17 protein-coding genes and 2 tRNA genes are annotated in these 17,687 nt (G+C 65.0%); 6 read left to right on the top strand and 13 right to left on the bottom strand.

Going from position 1 to position 17,687, the window contains the following annotated elements:
* Positions 1-55 precede the first annotated feature (55 nt).
* Entirely contained in the window at positions 56-1,672 is a 1,617-nt protein-coding gene (locus JOE48_RS20375; protein WP_210032470.1) for an FAD-dependent oxidoreductase, read from the top strand.
* 307 nt (positions 1,673-1,979) lie between these two features.
* Here the strand turns inward: JOE48_RS20375 and groL are convergent, their stop codons facing one another.
* Together groL and groES are read right to left on the bottom strand one after the other, a co-directional pair.
* Complete coding sequence (groL, locus tag JOE48_RS20380; RefSeq protein WP_210032471.1) at positions 1,980-3,623, bottom strand: chaperonin GroEL; 1,644 nt, start codon at positions 3,621-3,623, stop codon at positions 1,980-1,982.
* Positions 3,624-3,722: 99 nt separating this feature from the next.
* Positions 3,723-4,010: a co-chaperone GroES gene (gene groES, locus JOE48_RS20385; RefSeq protein ID WP_210032472.1), complete on the bottom strand. Its 288-nt coding sequence runs from the start codon at positions 4,008-4,010 to the stop codon at positions 3,723-3,725.
* Between the two features lie 389 nt (positions 4,011-4,399).
* Here groES and rsgA point away from each other — a divergent pair, with 389 nt between their 5' ends.
* The 5 genes from rsgA (at position 4,400) to JOE48_RS20405 (ending at position 7,533) form a co-directional block, all read left to right on the top strand.
* Complete coding sequence (gene rsgA, locus JOE48_RS20390) at positions 4,400-5,434, top strand: ribosome small subunit-dependent GTPase A (RefSeq protein ID WP_210032473.1); 1,035 nt, start codon at positions 4,400-4,402, stop codon at positions 5,432-5,434.
* Positions 5,435-5,818: 384 nt separating this feature from the next.
* Positions 5,819-6,025, top strand: a complete 207-nt coding sequence (locus JOE48_RS20395; RefSeq protein WP_210032474.1) for a hypothetical protein — start codon at positions 5,819-5,821, stop codon at positions 6,023-6,025.
* A 221-nt stretch (positions 6,026-6,246) separates the two neighbouring features.
* The gene (locus JOE48_RS30875) at positions 6,247-6,378 is read left to right on the top strand and encodes a hypothetical protein (protein WP_280921329.1); all 132 of its coding nucleotides are present in this window, start codon (positions 6,247-6,249) and stop codon (positions 6,376-6,378) included.
* A gap of 254 nt (positions 6,379-6,632) precedes the next feature.
* Positions 6,633-6,902 carry a hypothetical protein gene (locus JOE48_RS20400; protein ID WP_210032475.1) on the top strand — a complete coding sequence of 90 codons (270 nt, stop codon included), beginning with the start codon at positions 6,633-6,635 and terminating at the stop codon, positions 6,900-6,902.
* Positions 6,903-7,311: 409 nt separating this feature from the next.
* Positions 7,312-7,533 carry a hypothetical protein gene (locus JOE48_RS20405; protein WP_210032476.1) on the top strand — a complete coding sequence of 74 codons (222 nt, stop codon included), beginning with the start codon at positions 7,312-7,314 and terminating at the stop codon, positions 7,531-7,533.
* Positions 7,534-7,665: 132 nt separating this feature from the next.
* On the opposite strand, the gene JOE48_RS20410 is transcribed toward JOE48_RS20405, so the two are convergent.
* From JOE48_RS20410 to JOE48_RS20460, 11 genes are all read right to left on the bottom strand, one after another.
* The gene (locus JOE48_RS20410) at positions 7,666-7,878 is read right to left on the bottom strand and encodes a hypothetical protein (protein ID WP_210032478.1); all 213 of its coding nucleotides are present in this window, start codon (positions 7,876-7,878) and stop codon (positions 7,666-7,668) included.
* A 375-nt stretch (positions 7,879-8,253) separates the two neighbouring features.
* Positions 8,254-8,454: a hypothetical protein gene (locus JOE48_RS20415; protein ID WP_210032480.1), complete on the bottom strand. Its 201-nt coding sequence runs from the start codon at positions 8,452-8,454 to the stop codon at positions 8,254-8,256.
* A gap of 44 nt (positions 8,455-8,498) precedes the next feature.
* Entirely contained in the window at positions 8,499-8,861 is a 363-nt protein-coding gene (locus JOE48_RS20420; RefSeq protein WP_210032482.1) for a DUF6481 family protein, read from the bottom strand.
* A 105-nt stretch (positions 8,862-8,966) separates the two neighbouring features.
* A complete protein-coding gene (locus tag JOE48_RS20425) occupies positions 8,967-9,176 on the bottom strand; it encodes a cold-shock protein (protein WP_210032484.1) in 210 nt (69 codons plus the stop codon).
* 970 nt (positions 9,177-10,146) lie between these two features.
* Positions 10,147-10,222, bottom strand: a tRNA-Val gene (locus JOE48_RS20430).
* Positions 10,223-10,234: 12 nt separating this feature from the next.
* Positions 10,235-11,005, bottom strand: coding sequence for an aspartate/glutamate racemase family protein (locus JOE48_RS20435; protein ID WP_210032485.1), 771 nt, complete (start codon positions 11,003-11,005; stop codon positions 10,235-10,237).
* A gap of 70 nt (positions 11,006-11,075) precedes the next feature.
* On the bottom strand, positions 11,076-13,502 hold the full coding sequence (gene lon / locus JOE48_RS20440; RefSeq protein ID WP_210032488.1) for an endopeptidase La: 2,427 nt from the start codon (positions 13,500-13,502) through the stop codon (positions 11,076-11,078).
* Positions 13,503-13,748: 246 nt separating this feature from the next.
* On the bottom strand, positions 13,749-15,020 hold the full coding sequence (clpX, locus tag JOE48_RS20445; protein ID WP_091712519.1) for an ATP-dependent Clp protease ATP-binding subunit ClpX: 1,272 nt from the start codon (positions 15,018-15,020) through the stop codon (positions 13,749-13,751).
* A gap of 184 nt (positions 15,021-15,204) precedes the next feature.
* Positions 15,205-15,831, bottom strand: a complete 627-nt coding sequence (locus tag JOE48_RS20450) for an ATP-dependent Clp protease proteolytic subunit (RefSeq protein ID WP_012322036.1) — start codon at positions 15,829-15,831, stop codon at positions 15,205-15,207.
* A gap of 124 nt (positions 15,832-15,955) precedes the next feature.
* The gene (gene tig / locus JOE48_RS20455; RefSeq protein WP_210032489.1) at positions 15,956-17,365 is read right to left on the bottom strand and encodes a trigger factor; all 1,410 of its coding nucleotides are present in this window, start codon (positions 17,363-17,365) and stop codon (positions 15,956-15,958) included.
* A 131-nt stretch (positions 17,366-17,496) separates the two neighbouring features.
* A tRNA-Leu gene (locus JOE48_RS20460) sits at positions 17,497-17,581 on the bottom strand.
* Between the last annotated feature and the right edge of the window lie 106 nt (positions 17,582-17,687).

A 17,687-nucleotide genomic window follows, 5' to 3' on the forward strand; every position in this document is an offset into this window, starting at 1 on the left:
ACGAGGCGCGATCGACCTTTCGCGGCATCGGTCACAGTGAGGGGCAAGCAGAAAGATGGAAACGATCGGCCGTGATCTGCGTGAGATGCAGCGTGTCCCCCTCGCCGCATCCCATATCGCCGCGCTTCAGGCGGCTGGTGTCGAGCGACATTATCCAGCCGGGACGTTCCTCGCTCGCGCGGGCGAACCGGCTGACCGGTTCGTCTATGTCGAAGCGGGCAAGATCGAAGTGGTCAACCCGTTCACGAGTGAGCGGCACCTTCCGGCCACGCTCGGGCCAACGCAGTTCATGGGCGAGATCTCGTTCCTGAACGGCGGGAACTGGTCGATGCCCATGCGGGCGGTCCTGGATACCGCCGTGATCGAGGTGCCGCGGCTGGAGATGCTGCGGCTGATGTCCGAGATCCCCGAGATGTCGGACATCGTCATCACGGTCCTCGCGGCACGGCGGCGGCGGCAGCTCGACGCGCGGGACGGCGCTTTGGTGCTGATCGGCGAGGATGACGACCGAGCCGTCCGTAAAATCGCGGAATTCGCGAGTCGCAATCGCCTTCCCTACCGGTCCTACGCGCTCGGCAGCCCGGAGGCGCGTACTGTCGCGCAGAGCTGTGCGGTCGCGGCAGACCGGCCGGCCGTGATCTTCGGACGCGACATCGTCGTGGCGGAACCGACGCCCGACAAGATCGCTCAGCTCTTCGGGCTCAACCACAAACTCATCGACGACGAAGCCTTCGACGTGATCATCGTCGGCGGCGGTCCGTCCGGTGTGGCGGCCGGCGTCTATGCCGGTGCAGAGGGGCTTCGCGCCCTGGTGGTCGAGGATGTCGCGATCGGTGGCCAAGCCGGTACGTCGAGCCGCATCGAGAACTACATGGGATTTCCCACCGGCATCTCCGGAGCCGACCTCGTCTGGCGCGGCGAGGTTCAGGCGATGAAGTTCGGAACGCGGTTCGCGATGCCGCGACGGGTGGCGAAGCTGGAGCGGCTTGAGGACGGTGCGTTCTGCGCGACCTTCGAGAACGGGCAACGCGTTCGTGGGCGCGCCGTCGTCGTCGCGACCGGTGTCCAGTACCGGCGCCTGCCGATCGACCGGCTCGAAGCGTTCGAAGGCGCCGGCATTTATTATGCGGCGACGGACATCGAGGCGCGCTACTGCCGGAATGCCGAGGCGATCATCATCGGTGGTGGCAACTCCGCAGGACAGGCGGCGATGTTTCTCAGTCGCTCAGCCAGGCATGTCCGGCTCCTGGTACGTGGACAGTCGCTGGCGGCCTCGATGTCGCAATATCTCTCGAGCCGCCTGGAAGCGGACCCGGCGATCACCATCGAGTATGGCTCTGAACTCAGCGCTCTCCACGGCGAGGATCGCCTGGATGCCGTGACCGTTCGCAACGTGGAGGATGGGACCGTCCGCACGGTCGCGACATGCGCCGTATTCGTCATGGTCGGGGCGGCGCCCAACACACGCTGGCTCGCCGATCTCATCAAGCTCGACGACCATGGATTCGTGCTGACGGGCGACACGGCCGGCGCAGCGTCCCCCTATGCGACCTCGCATCCGGGAATCTTCGCGGTCGGCGATGTCCGCGCGGGCTCGGTCAAGCGTGTCGCTTCATCCGTGGGGGAGGGGTCGGTCGTGATCTCCAAGGTCTGGGACTATGTCCGGCACTGAAACGCCCTGGCGTTCTGCGGACCTGACCGGGCCAGGGCGTGTTCCGTGCGGCGCTCGACCGCGCGGATCCGAGATCCTGCGGCCGGTCTGCTGCTTGACCCGTTCAGACATCGATTGCTGGATATCGAAGTCGGGACAGCTGTCTTGGCGCGATAAGAAATAGTCTGGGTGCTGAAGCGGCAGTCGACGGCACAGGCGGGTGCTGCGTGAGCGACCCCTGGTTCGATCGGGCCGTGCCGCGCCCCGCGGCGCTCGCTCACGAGCCGATCTTCGGCTCGTCAGAAAGCGCCGCTCGCGCCATGGTCGGTTAGAAGTCCATACCGCCCATGCCACCCATGCCGCCGCCGGCAGGCATGGCAGGAGTATCCTTGCGCGGAGCCTCGGAGATCATCGCCTCCGTGGTCACGAGAAGTCCGGCGACCGAAGCCGCTCCCTGAAGCGCAGCGCGGACGACCTTGGCCGGGTCGACGATCCCGGCCTGGAGCATGTCGACATACTCTTCGGTCTGGGCGTTGAAGCCGTAGGTCGAAGAGGCATTGGCCAGGATCTTGCCGACCACGATCGAGCCCTCGACGCCGGAGTTCGAGGCGATCTGACGGATCGGAGCCTCGAGCGCCTTCAGCACGATCTTGATGCCGGCCTGGACGTCCGGGTTGTCGTTCGAAAGGCCCTGGACGGCCGCCTTGGCGCGCAGGAGCGCCGTGCCGCCGCCGGGGACGATGCCTTCCTCGACCGCCGCGCGGGTTGCGTGGAGCGCATCGTCGACGCGGTCCTTCTTCTCCTTGACCTCGACCTCGGTCGAACCGCCGACGCGGATCACCGCGACGCCGCCCGCGAGCTTGGCCAGGCGCTCCTGCAGCTTCTCGCGGTCGTAGTCCGAGGTCGTCTCCTCGATCTGCGCCTTGATCTGGCTGATCCGGCCCTCGATGTCGGACTTCTCGCCGGCACCGTCGATGATCGTGGTGTTCTCCTTCTCGATTCGCACGCGCTTGGCGCGGCCGAGCATCGGGAGCGTCACGTTCTCGAGCTTGATGCCGAGATCCTCGGCGATCATCTGGCCCTTGGTCAGGATCGCGATGTCCTCGAGCATCGCCTTGCGGCGGTCACCGAAGCCCGGCGCCTTGACGGCTGCGACCTTCAGGCCGCCCCGGAGCTTGTTGACCACGAGCGTGGCCAGAGCCTCGCCCTCGATGTCCTCGGCGATGATCAGGAGCGGCTTGCCGGTCTGGACCACGGCCTCGAGCACCGGCAGCATGGCCTGGAGCGAGGACAGCTTCTTCTCGTGGATGAGGATGTAGGGGTCCTCGAGCTCGGCGACCATCTTCTCCGCGTTGGTGATGAAGTACGGGGAGAGGTAGCCGCGGTCGAACTGCATGCCCTCGACGACGTCGAGCTCGGTCTCGGCGGTCTTGGCCTCCTCGACCGTGATCACGCCCTCGTTGCCCACCTTCTGCATGGCGTGGGCGATCATCTGGCCGATCTCGATGTCGCCGTTGGCGGAGATCGTGCCGACCTGGGCGATCTCGTCGGACGAAGCGACCTTGCGAGAGCGCGCGCCGATATCCTTCACGACTGCGGCCACGGCCAGATCGATGCCGCGCTTCAGGTCCATCGGGTTCATGCCGGCGGCGACGTACTTCACGCCCTCCCGGACGATGGAGGCAGCCAGAACGGTCGCGGTAGTGGTGCCGTCACCGGCCGTGTCGCTCGACTTCGAGGCCACTTCGCGCACCATCTGGGCGCCCATGTTCTCGAACTTGTCGACCAGCTCGATTTCTTTGGCGACCGTCACACCGTCCTTGGTGATGCGCGGGGCGCCGAAGCTCTTCTCGATCACGACGTTGCGGCCCTTCGGGCCCAGCGTCACCTTCACCGCACTGGCGAGCAGTTCGACACCGCGCAGCATCTTCTCGCGGGCATCGACCGAAAAGCGAACGTCTTTGGCGGACATGGTCGGGGGCTCATCATCTGTCGTTTGGCCCCGAGGCGCGCCACAGCGGGCGCCTCAAAGGGCAGGTCGGGGATCGAGGCCGTTGCGGCCTGATCCGAGCTAGGCGACGATGCCCAGGATGTCGGATTCCTTCATGATCAGAAGGTCCTGACCGTCGATCTTGACTTCGGTGCCGGACCACTTGCCGAACAGGACGCGGTCGCCGGCTTTCACCTCGAGTGCGTTAATCTTGCCTGCCTCGTCCCGAGCACCTGGCCCCACGGCGACGACCTCACCTTCCTGCGGCTTCTCTTTGACCGTATCGGGAATGATGATGCCGCCCTTGGTCTTCTCCTCGCCTTCGATGCGACGGAGCACCACGCGGTCGTGCAACGGACGGAATTTCATCGTGAGATCCTGATCGTTCCCAAGCGAGATCCAACCGACATGGTGGGCTCTGTCGCGGGAGGCGTCGCGGCGAAGGAGCACTTCACTGCCCGATCGACGCATCCTTAGCACTCGCGACGTAGAAGTGCTAACTCCATGTCGCAGGATCGCGATGCGCTTGTTGGAGGTGGAAATGATGCACCTCCGCCACCTCAATCCGGACACGGCAGTTCAAACCGGCCGCATTCCTCAGTTCGTCATGGAGCGGTTCGGATCAGCCTGCGCATCGACACGACCTTCCGCTTCATCGGGTATGTTCAAGCGGGACAGTTGTGGAACCGTCCGCGCGTTCCCGCGGGCTTCGGTGTGGGTCTGATGCGGCGGGCTGGCCAGGCGCGTGATGTCATGTCATGGGCAGGGCGGTGATCGATCATCCCACCGCCTCCCAACCCCTATCGCTTGCAAGCCTGGGTTGGTCCGATTTCTTCGAAGACCAGCGCGAACCCCACGAGGCTGATTTCGCCCCGATGCGGATTGCTGCGATTCACCGCTCCCGTCTGACTGCCCTATCGCAGGCCGGATCGGTCGAGCTGTCGCTGGCCGTTCATGCAAATACGGGCGACTTCACGGTGGGCGATTGGATCCTGGCCGACCCCCGGACACAGACACTGCATCGCCGTCTCAGCCGCAGGACGGTGATGGAGCGACGCACGGAAGGCAGCCGAACGCTTCAAGCCGCTGCGGCCAATGTCGATACGCTGTTTATCGTCACCTCTTGCAACGCCGACTTCAATCCCGCGCGCCTGGAGCGCTATTTGGCACTGGCCAATCAAGGCGGCACAACCCCGGTGATCTTGCTCACCAAGGCCGACACAACCGCCGATTTGGGAGCTTACCAGCGCCAAGCATCTCAGTTGCAGCGCGGGCTCGACGTCGTGACCGTCAATCCCCGTCTTTCGACGGCTGCAGGCACGCTCGCGCCGTGGTGCGGAGTGGGGCGGACCGTGGCGCTGGTCGGCTCCTCCGGTGTCGGCAAATCCACTCTGGTGAACACGCTGGTCGGTCCAGGTCAGGCCCTTGCTCAACAGACCGGCGGCATTCGCGAGCACGATGCGAAGGGACGCCACACGACCACGTCGCGATCGTTGCATGCGATCGCCGGCGGTGGCTGGGTCATCGACACGCCGGGAATGCGGACGCTGCACGTCAGTGGCGCCGCGGAAGGGATCGATACCCTGTTTGCCGAGATCGTCGAACGCGCGCCCTTGTGCCGATACCGTGACTGTACGCACGCCCACGAACCCGGTTGCGCCGTGCAGGCCGCCATCACCGAAGGCAAGATCGAACCGGAGCGGCTAATCCGGTGGCGCAAGCTTCTTGACGAGAATAGGGACAATACACCGACTTGTGTCGGTCCACGGGGCCGTCGCCGTCCTTCCAGGTAAATCCGCAACAAAGCCCGTCAGATCTGGACGCTTTGAGTTGGTGCGCAAGTCGCTTGTTGCGATCGAGTCCGGCCGGTGGCCAAATGTGCGCGTCACTGTCTCATCGGCGCCGAGGCAAATGTGCTGCTCCAGCTTGCTACCTGAGCGTCCAGAGGTGCCGCGCCTCTGAGGGCGCTTGCCGGCCGCGCATTCCCGTCGCGGGACCGTTCCCGACGTGGCTTATGAGCCTCGGCTATCCGCACGCCCTCTCCGGCCTCTCGGGCCCCGTCGCGTGTCTGGCCTCGCTCGTAAGGAATGGCGCCAAGCCTCGCCAGGCTGTGATCAGATCGGGCGGGGGTGCGCCGGAGACTGGCGTCGGCGGCGCTGAGCTGACATATCGGGCCAATGAACGACAAAGTCCCGCACCCCTACTCCATCGAGGTCTCGCCCTTGGCCAAGCCGGAGGGCCACTTTCAATGGGCGATCCGCAAGAGCGGTAAGCTGACCGAGCGATCCGATCGCCCGCATCGCAGCGAAGCGAAAGCCTATGAGAGCGCCATGGAGGCCGTCGAACGTGCCTTGAAGCCGGGATCTGATGGCGGCCGCCGCTGAGCGCGGAAATTTCCAGGCTGCGCCGATCGGGCAGCTTGGCAACACGGCGTGACACAAGGGGCGTTCGATCCCCGCCTGTGACGGATCGCGCCTGAGCCAAGCCCGACGGCGGGATTGCGGGGCTGCGCCAAGGGTGTTCTTTAGCCGGCACGGTTTGGTGATCGCTTGGCGATTGCCCAGGCCGTGCAAGCTGGGTCACCGGTTTTCTCACGGAGGCGCTCATGGCGACGGATAACAAGCGCGGCAATCGCGAGGCGAAGAAGCCCAAGGCCCCGAAGGTGAAGACGATCGCTGCGGCACCATCCACAAAGGGCACGGTAGCGGCCAAACCCGCTTCAGGATCGAAGAAGTAGGATAGGCACAGGTTCAGCGCTGCGACGGGTCGGGCGGCGCGTCCCGTCCGCCCGGCTGCCCTCTTGGCCTGTCTGTCGCCACACCGAAGGTGCGAGGGCTGTCCTGCGGTGACACGGCCTTTGCTCGAATCCGTCCGTTCACCCGAATTGGGCGGCGCTCCGCTCGCCTGAGATCGAAACCAGGCGCAGACTGAGCGGTTGTCGATAAGGCAGACCTGCCGATTGCGTAACGTGGTGATCCTTCCGGTGTCGAAATGACCGATCTCGGCCTCTCGCTCCCTCTTCGCATCCGCAGGTTGAGGGATGCCATCGGAATTACCGACGCCGCCGGTCGCACTGCAGCCTACGTGTATTTCGCCGGAGACCCCGATAGTCAGGCCTCGACCAAGCGTGTCGGGCCGGTTCAGGCGGAAGCGATTGCGAGGGTCATCACGCAGGCGCTGAAGGATTCGCTGTTGGCTGGTTTGGACTCGGATGAGGAGCCACAGCCCGAACGGGGAGCTTCCGCGGATATCGCGTCGTAGGATTGCCTTGTCCCGTCGCCGGAGAAAAAACCCTATCGGCGAACCGGGCGGGTGGGGGTTGTGGCGCCGGGTTCCAGCAGGCGTCCAGTCTTACTCGACGTCACCTATCTCGGAGAGAGGCCCATCGTGACGCTGGTTCGAACGGGCTGGGAAAGTCGATGTACCGCGCTGTCGGACCGGCGGACGCGCGGCGTGTCGGAATCTCGACCGCGGACGGGGTCCAGGACTTACCTGTCCTGCAGCCATAATTCGTCGCCCCGCCGATGCGGCGGCGGGTCACGGCTTGCCTCAGGGCCTGACCTTACCCGCCCCTGATGGACTCGGAATAGACCCCAATTTCTGCATCAGCGAGGCGGTGGCGATGGACGTCGTTCTTACCCCTACAGGAACTGTAGGAAACGCTTGGCGCTTGAACGATCGCCTCGGGCGAAACCTCGGCGAAATCACCAAGTCCGAGAACTCAGACGTCTTCGTGATCATGCCCCACCCTGAGGGCACGCTACGAACCGTCAAATCGATTCATGCCTCGCTTGATGAGGCGATGTCGGCGATCGCCAAGGTCACGAACGGCGCCTGCACGCTCGACAGCCAGGATTGGGTCAGTCGTGGATCGGCGCCCAAATCAAGCTAGAGCCGTCGATGTGCGGGTTGAGCCAAGGCTGACGCGCGTCGCGAAAGGCCGGCGCCACGCCCGAGCGGTGCCGCGGTCGGGCGTCGGGATTTGAGACCCGGCGGATGCGGGCCTGGGGCCTCGCTCAGCATTTCAGTCCTTCATCGTCGCGACGATCCGACTGATCGCGCGCACGCTCTCCTCGATGGTACGCGTGTGGACCAGGACGTTGGCGGCGTCCTCGTTGCCCACATGATCGTCGGGCCACCAGCGGCCGTCATTCAGATCGCGCAGCAACGCGCCGATCTTTTCGTGCTGGCGTTTGAGCAGAGCAACCGCGCCCTCACAGGCTTCGTTCTCAGGCATGGTTCCGATCCCGTTTTGGGCGAAGCATATGCCAGCCAATGGAGCGGCGTGAAAGGACGGCAGATCGGAATGACCTGACCGGCTGGCTCTGGACCGGGCTGATGGAGAGGATCGACCAGGACCGACGGATCTGGGACATGAAGCGAGGCCAGAAGCCGAGTCCGGAGCCGGTGGTGCTGAAGCTGCGCCCAATCGAAGCTTAAAGGGCCCAGGGCAAGAGCCTGGCCTCGGCCTGCAAGGAGGGATAACGCTCCGAGGAAGCTGAAGGCGGCGTGCCTGCGCCAGGCAATCGTCTACGCGATGAAGGAGGCACAGATCGTGATCGGGATCTGTCGGAACGCCGACAACCGTGTCCGGCCGCCCGCGCCTGTCACCTTAGGAAGCGAGAACGAGTTCGCCTTCACGAGCGGCCCGCTCACAACCCGCTGACTTGATCCGGTAGCAGGGCTCGCCTGAACGGTCGTCCGGCATGAGTCGAACGACCTCAAAGAGACCGTCGACGACGCTGCTCTTGTTGCCGGCATAGGTTGTCCCGAGCTGCCGGACGCTCTGACCGATCTTGAACTTGTGAGACATCTCTCGTCCTCCAGAATGATGGGGTCGTGCCGATCGGGGTCGACCTACCGGCGGGCCTTGGCCTTGCGGGCGGCAAAGCGTGCATCGCGCGCAGCCTTCTGTTCGGCAGCGAGGGCAGCCTGCCGTTCCGCGTGCTCGGCAGCCTCACGAATGAGTTCCGCCGCGACACGCTCCCTTGCCGCAAGGGCCTCAGCCTCGCGCTCGGCCTCGCCGGCCAAACGGGTGATCTCCCGCTCAGTGATGCGCACTTCCCGCGCCTGAACGACTGCGCTCCGCGCGGCCTGTCGTGCAAGGACGGCCGGATCGTCGGCCGCCGGGCGTGCCTGAAATTGGGCGAGTGTCGCCTGCCGTGCCTTGGCAGTCGCCTCTAGACGATCGACGAGCTGATTGGTTTTGAATTGACCCACGTATATTCCTTATGCGCCCCACGGCCCGGCCGGGGTAGCGAGAAATAGATGAAGCCGCTCCCGAAGGAACGGCCTCGAAATTCGTCATAGGCAGATGAGCGAGGCTCAAGCAGCCTGAAGGCTGCCGGCGGACTGCTTACCGCTGCGACGGTCGGTCTCCATTTCGTAGGAGACCTTCTGTCCTTCGACGAGGTTGGCCATCCCGGCGCGCTCGACGGCGGAGATATGGACGAACACGTCCTTGCCGCCGTCATCCGGCTGGATGAAGCCGAAGCCCTTGGTGTCGTTGAACCACTTAACGGTGCCGATGCTCATAGGTATTCCGTATCTATAAAGGCAAACGAATGGGTCGAGCGCATGCACCGCACGCGCCCGATCGCTGGTCGTCGAAAATGGGAGAGATGCAGAACGCTCGCCCTGTTCAGGCGATACGGCCGAATATCTGGCCAAAAGTCGATAAATGATCTGTACGCCACTTGCGAGACGATCACAAGCGCGCATCCGGTCGGGGCAGATATGCTTGGAGGTTCGGCAAGCTCAGCCCACGCGGCAGACTGATGATTGAACCCCGCCAACAATCCCGGTGCACCTCATCCGCAGGCAACGCGCTCGGCGGCCTGTCCTGGTGAGGGGACGCATCGGCCACAGGTGAACGGGGGACGAACACGGCAACCGACGTGCTCGCCAGCGGGAGCATGAAGGCACTCGACCGCCGCGATAAAAGGAAAAGGGCGCGCGGTGGCACAGCGATCCGGCGGCACGACTGTCAAAATTCCAAGTGATATTGCTGTAAGATTTAGATAAAATCGGTATTTTTATGTTTCTTATAATTTATTTTTGCTAGATTATCTCATCTCAGGACGCTTATCTTCTATGCGCCGTGCTCTCAGACAACAACACGCGTGCCACCGAGCCGTCCGGAAACACTTGAATGACGGCGGTCCTGTTCAGCGGCCACTCCTTCGAGGGCGCCTGCGCCGACATTGACATCCAGCACCGTTTCACAAAACCGCGCCATTTTCTGGACGAAGCCTCAAGTCGCGAGGATGAATCGCACGATCGAGGACGCCATTGCCAAGCGCTTCGACTAAGACGGTCACAGCCAGCTTCGGCATTACTTTGCCCGCTTCTTGGCCGCCTACAATCTAGGTTCGCCCAGAACTCACACCACCAAAGCGCGGGACCAAACAGCCCTCGCTACCGAGCAGAACCGCCCGGACGTAACCCCAGCGGAAGCGGCAGGGTGCCGCAAGTTGGGAAATCCCTCTCGAATCACTGGAAATTTTGGTGGGCGGTGACGGGCTCGAACCGCCGACCCTCTCCGTGTAAAGGAGACGCTCTACCGACTGAGCTAACCGCCCGGTTGGCGAGCGTTACGGCATGGCGCCGGTCCGGTGCAAGCTCCGCATTTCGGATCCGCGTCGGGAATCAAGCAGCCGCGCCGCCAGGGATGGTGCCAAGCCGACGCTCTCGACGGGGTCCAGCTCTGGCCAGGCGGTCGCGGATCCATCCGCGGCTGCCAGAACCGCGCGGGTTCCTGCTTCAACCGAGCAGATCACCGGAATGGGGACCTGTGGGGCGATCCGCGCCGCCAGACCCGCAAGACCGGCTCCGCCAAGGATGACTGTCTCGGATCCTGATGCGGCGCAGGCCCGGCCGGCCTCGACCAGCATCGCCAATGCCGCGTCCGGATCGCTGGCAATGGTGCCGCCGCTCGGAGCCACGGTGTGGAGCGACGCCAGGGCGTCGGACAGGCCGAGGGAAGCCACGAACTCCCGCAGCATCGGCTCCCACGCAGAGCCACCGGTGACGATGCCGAACCGACCGCGCGCGGCGGCCTCGCGGCAGGCGGCCTCCGCCATGCCAACCACCGGCACCCGTGACAGCTCCCGCAACGCGAGCAGTCCGGGATCGCCGAAGCAGGCCAGATACACGGCGTCGCAAGCGGAGCCGTGCTCGGCAAGGGCATCGAGGGCAGCGTGGCCTGCGATCGCCGCAGCGGCCCGGCTCGCGATGTAGCGGGCCCCGAAGCGTCCGGTAACGGCGCAAAGCTCCGCCCGGCCGTCGAGCTGCGCACGGACATGGCCGGCCACGAGGTCGGTGACATGCGGACTGGTATTCGGGTTGATCAGCAGGATGCGCATCCGACCTCCGCGCATAGAAAAGCCCCCGGGGCTGAAAGCTCCGGGGGCTCGCCTCATTCGTTCAGGCGGATCAGTGCGCCACGAAGGTGGCACCGTCCTCTTCGGTCCGGGCGGGCTTGGCCACGGGCAGCGGCTCCTCCCACTCGATGGCGACAGGCTGGCGAACCAGCGCCTTCTCCAGCACCTGATCCATCCGCGAGACCGGGATGATTTCCAGCCCGTTCTTGACGCTGTCGGGCACCTCGGCGATGTCCTTGGCGTTCTCCTCGGGGATCAGCACCGTCTTGATGCCACCGCGCAGCGCCGCGAGCAGCTTCTCCTTCAGGCCGCCAATCGGCAGGATCCGGCCGCGGAGCGTCACCTCGCCGGTCATCGCGACCTCGCGGCGGACCGGAATGCCGGTCAGCGTCGAGATGATCGCGGTGGCCATGGCGATGCCGGCCGACGGACCATCCTTCGGGGTTGCCCCCTCCGGAACGTGGACGTGGATGTCGCGCCGGTCGAACAGCGGCGGCTCGATCCCGAAGTCGATGGCCCGGGAGCGGACATAGCTCGCCGCCGCCGAGATCGACTCCTTCATCACATCCTTCAAGTTGCCGGTGACCGTCATTTTGCCCTTGCCGGGCATCATGACGCCCTCGATCGTCAGCAACTCGCCGCCGACCTCGGTCCAGGCCAGACCCGTCACCACGCCGACCTGATCGTCCGCGTCGATCTCGCCGTAGCGGAACTTCGGCGGGCCGAGGAAGACCGGAAGGGTCTCCGTCGTCACCGCGACCGACTTGGTCTTGGTGATCAGGATCTCCTTCACCGCCTTGCGGATCAGGTTGGACAGCTCGCGCTCCAGGTTGCGGACGCCGGCCTCCCGCGTGTAGCGGCGGACCAGCATCATCAAGCCATCATCGTCGATCGACCACTCGTGCGTCCCGAGGCCGTGCTTCTTCAGGGCGTTCGGGATCAGGTGCTTGCGCGCGATCTCGACCTTCTCCTCCTCGGTGTAGCCGGCGATGCGGATCACCTCCATCCGGTCCATGAGCGGACCCGGGATGTTGAGCGTGTTGGCCGTGGTCACGAACATCACGTTCGAGAGATCGTAATCCACCTCCAGGTAGTGGTCGTTGAAGGTGCTGTTCTGTTCAGGGTCGAGCACCTCGAGGAGCGCCGCCGACGGATCGCCGCGGAAATCCATGCCCATCTTGTCGATCTCGTCGAGCAGGATGAGCGGGTTCGAGGTCTTGGCCTTGCGCATCGACTGCACGATCTTGCCGGGCATCGAGCCGATATAGGTCCGGCGGTGACCGCGGATCTCGGCCTCGTCGCGCACGCCGCCGAGCGACATCCGGACGAACTCGCGACCTGTCGCCTTGGCGATCGACTTGCCGAGCGAGGTCTTGCCGACACCGGGCGGGCCGACGAGGCAGAGGATCGGGCCGGTGAGCTTATTGGCGCGCTGCTGCACGGCCAGGTACTCGACGATCCGCTCCTTGACCTTGTCGAGGCCGAAATGATCGTCGTCGAGCAGCGCCTGGGCGCCGAGCAGATCCTTCTTGATCTTCGAGCGCTTGCCCCACGGGATGCCGAGCATCCAGTCGAGATAGTTGCGCACGACGGTCGCCTCGGCCGACATCGGCGACATCTGGCGCAGCTTCTTCAGCTCGGCCGTCGCCTTGTCGCGGGCCTCCTTGGTGAATTTGGTCTTCTCGATCTTCTCCTCGAGCTCGGCCAGCTCGTCACGGCCGTCCTCGGAGTCGCCCAGCTCCTTCTGGATCGCCTTCATCTGCTCGTTCAGGTAATACTCGCGCTGGGTCTTCTCCATCTGCCGCTTGACGCGGGTCCGGATGCGCTTCTCCACCTGGAGCACGGAGATCTCGCTCTCCATGAGCGACAGCACGCGCTCGAGGCGCTGCGCCACCGTGGGGGTCTCCAGGATGCCCTGCTTGTCGGAGATCTTGACGAGCAGGTGCGAGCCGATCGTGTCGGCGAGCTTGGACGGCTCGTCGATCTGGGTCACGGCGGAGACGACCTCGGGGGAGATCTTCTTGTTGAGCTTGACGTAATTCTCGAACTCCGAGAGCACGGACCGCGCAAGCGCCTCGGCCTCTACGCTGTCGCCGAGCTCGTCATGCAGGGCTTCCGCGGTCGCCTCGTAATACTCGTCCGAGCGGGTGAAGCCCGTGACCTTTGCGCGACCGACCCCCTCGACCAGCACCTTCACGGTGCCGTCGGGCAGCTTCAGGAGCTGGAGCACGGAGGCGAGCGTGCCGATCTTGTAGATCGCATCGGTGGCCGGATCGTCGTCGCCCGCGTTGATCTGGGTGGCGAGCAGGATGTGGCGATCGGTGCGGACAGCCTCCTCAAGGGCGCGGATCGACTTCTCGCGGCCCACGAACAGGGGCACGATCATGTGCGGGAAGACGACGATGTCGCGCAGGGGAAGGACGGCGTAGGAGCCGGTCGAACCCGGGACCACCGGCTGGCGCGATTTCGACTGTGACATGCTGACTTCCTCTCAGGACGCCCGGTTTCGGCGCCTCCATGCACGGAGCGCGCCTACAGCCAGGGGCCGACCGGGCCGCGAGGGTCGGATTTCGCTAACTTTGCGGCTGGCGACGCGGACCGAACCTCGAAGGAGCGTGCGGCCACCGCGCTAAGCCTGAGGTGGCTGCGGGGGGCAGCGTTTTCAAGGCGTTCCCCGTAGCGCGCCCGGCCGGAGCCGGGCGCTAAATGCAACCCTACCAAGCGCTTACGCGCTGACGCTGGCGGGTGCGTCCTTGTTGCGGTCGCCGTGAATGTAGAGCGGGCGCGACTTGCCCTCGACCACCTCCGGACCGATGACGACCTGCTCTACGGACTCGAGGCCCGGCAGGTCGTACATCGTGTCGAGCAGGATCGTCTCCAGGATCGAGCGCAGGCCGCGGGCGCCTGTCTTGCGCTCGATTGCCTTGCGGGCGACGAGCGACAGGGCATCGTCCTGGAAGGTCAGGTCGACGTTCTCCATCTCGAACAGCCGCTGGTACTGCTTGACCAGGGCGTTCTTCGGCTCCTGCAGGATCTTCTTCAGGGCGGCCTCGTCGAGATCCTCCAGCGTCGCCAGGACCGGCAGACGGCCGACGAACTCGGGGATGAGGCCGAACTTCAGCAGGTCCTCCGGCTCGACCGAGCGGAAGATCTCGCCGGTGCGGCGGTCGTCCGGTGCCTGGACGGTCGCGCCGAAGCCGATCGAGGTGCCCTTGCCGCGCTGGGAGATGATCCGCTCCAGCCCCGCGAAGGCACCGCCGCAGATGAACAGGATGTTGGTGGTGTCGACCTGCAGGAATTCCTGCTGCGGGTGCTTCCTTCCGCCCTGCGGCGGAACGGAGGCGACCGTGCCTTCCATGATCTTCAGGAGCGCTTGCTGCACGCCTTCGCCCGACACGTCGCGGGTGATCGACGGGTTGTCGGACTTGCGGGAGATCTTATCGATCTCATCGATGTAGACGATGCCGCGCTGGGCCCGCTCGACGTTGTAATCCGACGCCTGGAGCAGCTTGAGGATGATGTTCTCGACATCCTCACCGACATAGCCGGCCTCGGTCAGCGTCGTGGCGTCCGCCATGGTGAATGGCACGTCGAGGATCCGGGCAAGCGTCTGCGCGAGCAGGGTCTTGCCCGAGCCGGTCGGCCCGATCAGCATGATGTTGGACTTGGCCAACTCGACGTCATTGTGCTTCGTCGCGTGGGCCAGCCGCTTGTAGTGGTTGTGCACCGCGACCGAGAGGACCTTCTTGGCGAAGTCCTGGCCGATGACGTAGTCGTCGAGGACGCGGCGAATTTCCTTCGGGGTCGGCACGCCGTCGCGGCTCTTCACCAGAGAGGATTTCGACTCCTCGCGGATGATGTCCATGCACAGCTCGACGCACTCGTCGCAGATGAACACCGTCGGGCCGGCGATCAGCTTGCGGACCTCGTGCTGGCTCTTGCCGCAGAACGAGCAATACAGCGTGCTCTTCGAGTCGTTGCCGCCAGTCTTGCTCATATCGGTCTCCGATTCCTCGCGTCCGCAGCCGGCTAGGGGCGGACGCGCATCGCGTGAATGTAGGGGGCCCGTTTAAAGAAACAGTGTGCTGCGCGTGTTTGACCGAAGGGCCCAATCCCGGATGCAAACACGCTGCCGCGGCGGGATCAAGGCCACGCCGCGGCGGTCAGGCGCCGCATGCCGCTCAGGCGGCGGCGGGCTCAGGGCGCTTCTCGATCACCTCGTCGATGAGCCCGAACTCCTTGGCCGCGTCAGCGGTCATGAAATTGTCGCGCTCGAGCGCCGTGTGGATCGTGTCGTAGTCGCGGCCCGTGTGCTTCACGTAGATCTCGTTCAGGCGTCGCTTCAACGCCTCGATCTCGCGGGCGTGGATCAGGATGTCGGTCGCCTGACCCTGGAAGCCGCCCGACGGCTGGTGAACCATGATCCGGGCGTTCGGCAGGGCGAAGCGGTGGCCGGGCTCACCGGCGGTCAGCAGCAGCGAGCCCATCGAGGCGGCCTGGCCGACGCAGAGGGTCGTCACCGGGCAGCGGATGAACTGCATCGTGTCGTAGATCGACAGGCCCGAGGTGACCACGCCGCCGGGGGAGTTAATGTAGAAGGAAATTTCCTTCTTCGGGTTCTCCGCCTCGAGGAACAGCAGCTGCGCCACGATGAGCGAGGCACCGTAATCCTCCACGGGGCCGGTGAGGAAGATGATGCGCTCGCGCAGGAGGCGGGAGTAGATGTCGAAGGCGCGCTCGCCGCGGCTCGATTGCTCGACGACCATCGGCACGAGCGCGTTGTTGTAGACGTCGATCGGATCTCTCATCTCGTCCTGCCCAAGTGAGGCCCGGAGTTGCCGCGAATCGGGGCAGCTCCGGACATGTCAGCGAACACCGGCGATGCTTAACCATCGCCTAACCCTTGCCCGCCGTCCTGGGACAGAGCGGGACTCAGTCGGCCTTGGGCTCGGTCTCGGCCCCAGCCTTGTCTGCCGGCTTTTCGCCGGTCGTGTCGTCCTCATCCTCGTCCGCGAAAAGCGCCTCTTTCGAGACGGGCTCCTCGACGAGTTTGACCTGCCCGAGGACGTGGTCAACGACCTTCTCCTCGAACAGGGGCGCGCGGAGTTCCGCGAGCGCCTGTGCATTCTTCCGGTAGAAGTCCCAGACCTGCTGCTCCTGGCCCGGGAACTGCCGGACCCGGGCGATGAGGGCCTGGTTCACCTCGTCATCCGAGACCTTGATATCGGCGCTCTCGCCGACCTGCGCAAGCACGAGACCGAGGCGAACGCGCCGTTCGGCGATCTTCCGATACTCGGCCTGCGCCTTCTCCTCGGTGGTGTCCTCGTCCGCGAAGGTCTTGCCGCGGGTCTTGAGGTCCTGCTCGACCTGGGCCCACACCGCGGCGAATTCCTGGGCCACCAGGGACGGGGGCAGCTCGAAGGCGTACTTGCCGTCGAGGGCGTCGAGGAGGTCCTTCTTGAGGCGGCGGCGCGTGGCGGTCTCGAAGTCGCGCCCGATCGCCTCGGACACGGCCTCGCGGAGCTTCTCCAGCGACTCCATGCCCATGGACTTGGCGAGCTCGTCGTCGATCTTGGCCTCGCCCGGAGCCTGGATCTTCGTGACCGTCACGTCGAACTCGGCATCCTTCCCAGCGAGGTTCTCGGCGCCGTAGGCCTCCGGGAACGTGACCTTCACGTGCCGCTTGTCGCCGACTTTGGCGCCGACGAGCTGGTCCTCGAAGCCCGGGATGAACGAGCCGGAGCCGAGCTCCAGGTCGATGCCCTCGCCCTTGCCGCCCTGGAACTCCTCGCCGTCGATGCGGCCGACGAAGTCAATGGTGACGCGGTCGCCGCTCTGCGCCTCGGCGCCCTCGTCACGCTCGGAGAACTGGCGGCTCTGGCCGGCCATGCGCTCGAGGGCCTCGTTCACCTCCGCGTCGGAGGGCTTCGCGACGAACTTGGTGAGGCTGACGTCGGAGAGGTCGGCGAGCTCGAAGCTCGGCATCACTTCGAGGGCGACCTTGAAGGCGAGGTCGCCCTTGGCATCCAGCGCCTTCTCGACTTCGGCCTGATCGGTCGGGAACTCGACCTGCGGCTCGAGGGCGAGCTTGAGGCCGTTATCGGTGACGATCTGGCGGTTCGCTTCGTTGACGGCGTTCTGCACCACCTCGGCCATCACCGAGCGGCCATAGACCTTGCGCAGGTGCGCGACCGGCACCTTACCAGGACGGAAGCCCTTGAGCTGCACCTTGTCCTTCATGCCGGACAGCTCGGTGGTCAGGCGCTCCTCGAGTTCCTGGGCGGCCAGCAGTACCTGAAACTCGCGCTTCAGCCCCTGGGCGTTGATCTCGGTCACCTGCATCGTCGTCGTCGCTCTTCAAAGAAACCTGGGGTCGCCGGCCGGGCCGGCGTCGTGCTCGCGCGAACCGGGATGCCGAGATGTCGGGTACGGGGCGGAGGGTCCCGCAGGGACCGCAACCTCAGCAGAGGTCCTGGTGCGGGCGGAGGGGCTCGAACCCCCACGTCTTGCGACACTGGAACCTAAATCCAGCGCGTCTACCAGTTCCGCCACGCCCGCGCGCGCCGACATCCGGCGCATCGCCGGCCGCCGGAAGCGCGCCCTATAGCATGGGCCGGCCGGCCCGCAGCAAAAAACTTGCCCCTGTGGCGCGCAAGCCCGCACG

Source organism: Methylobacterium sp. PvR107 (genome assembly GCF_017833295.1).
GTDB lineage: Bacteria > Pseudomonadota > Alphaproteobacteria > Rhizobiales > Beijerinckiaceae > Methylobacterium.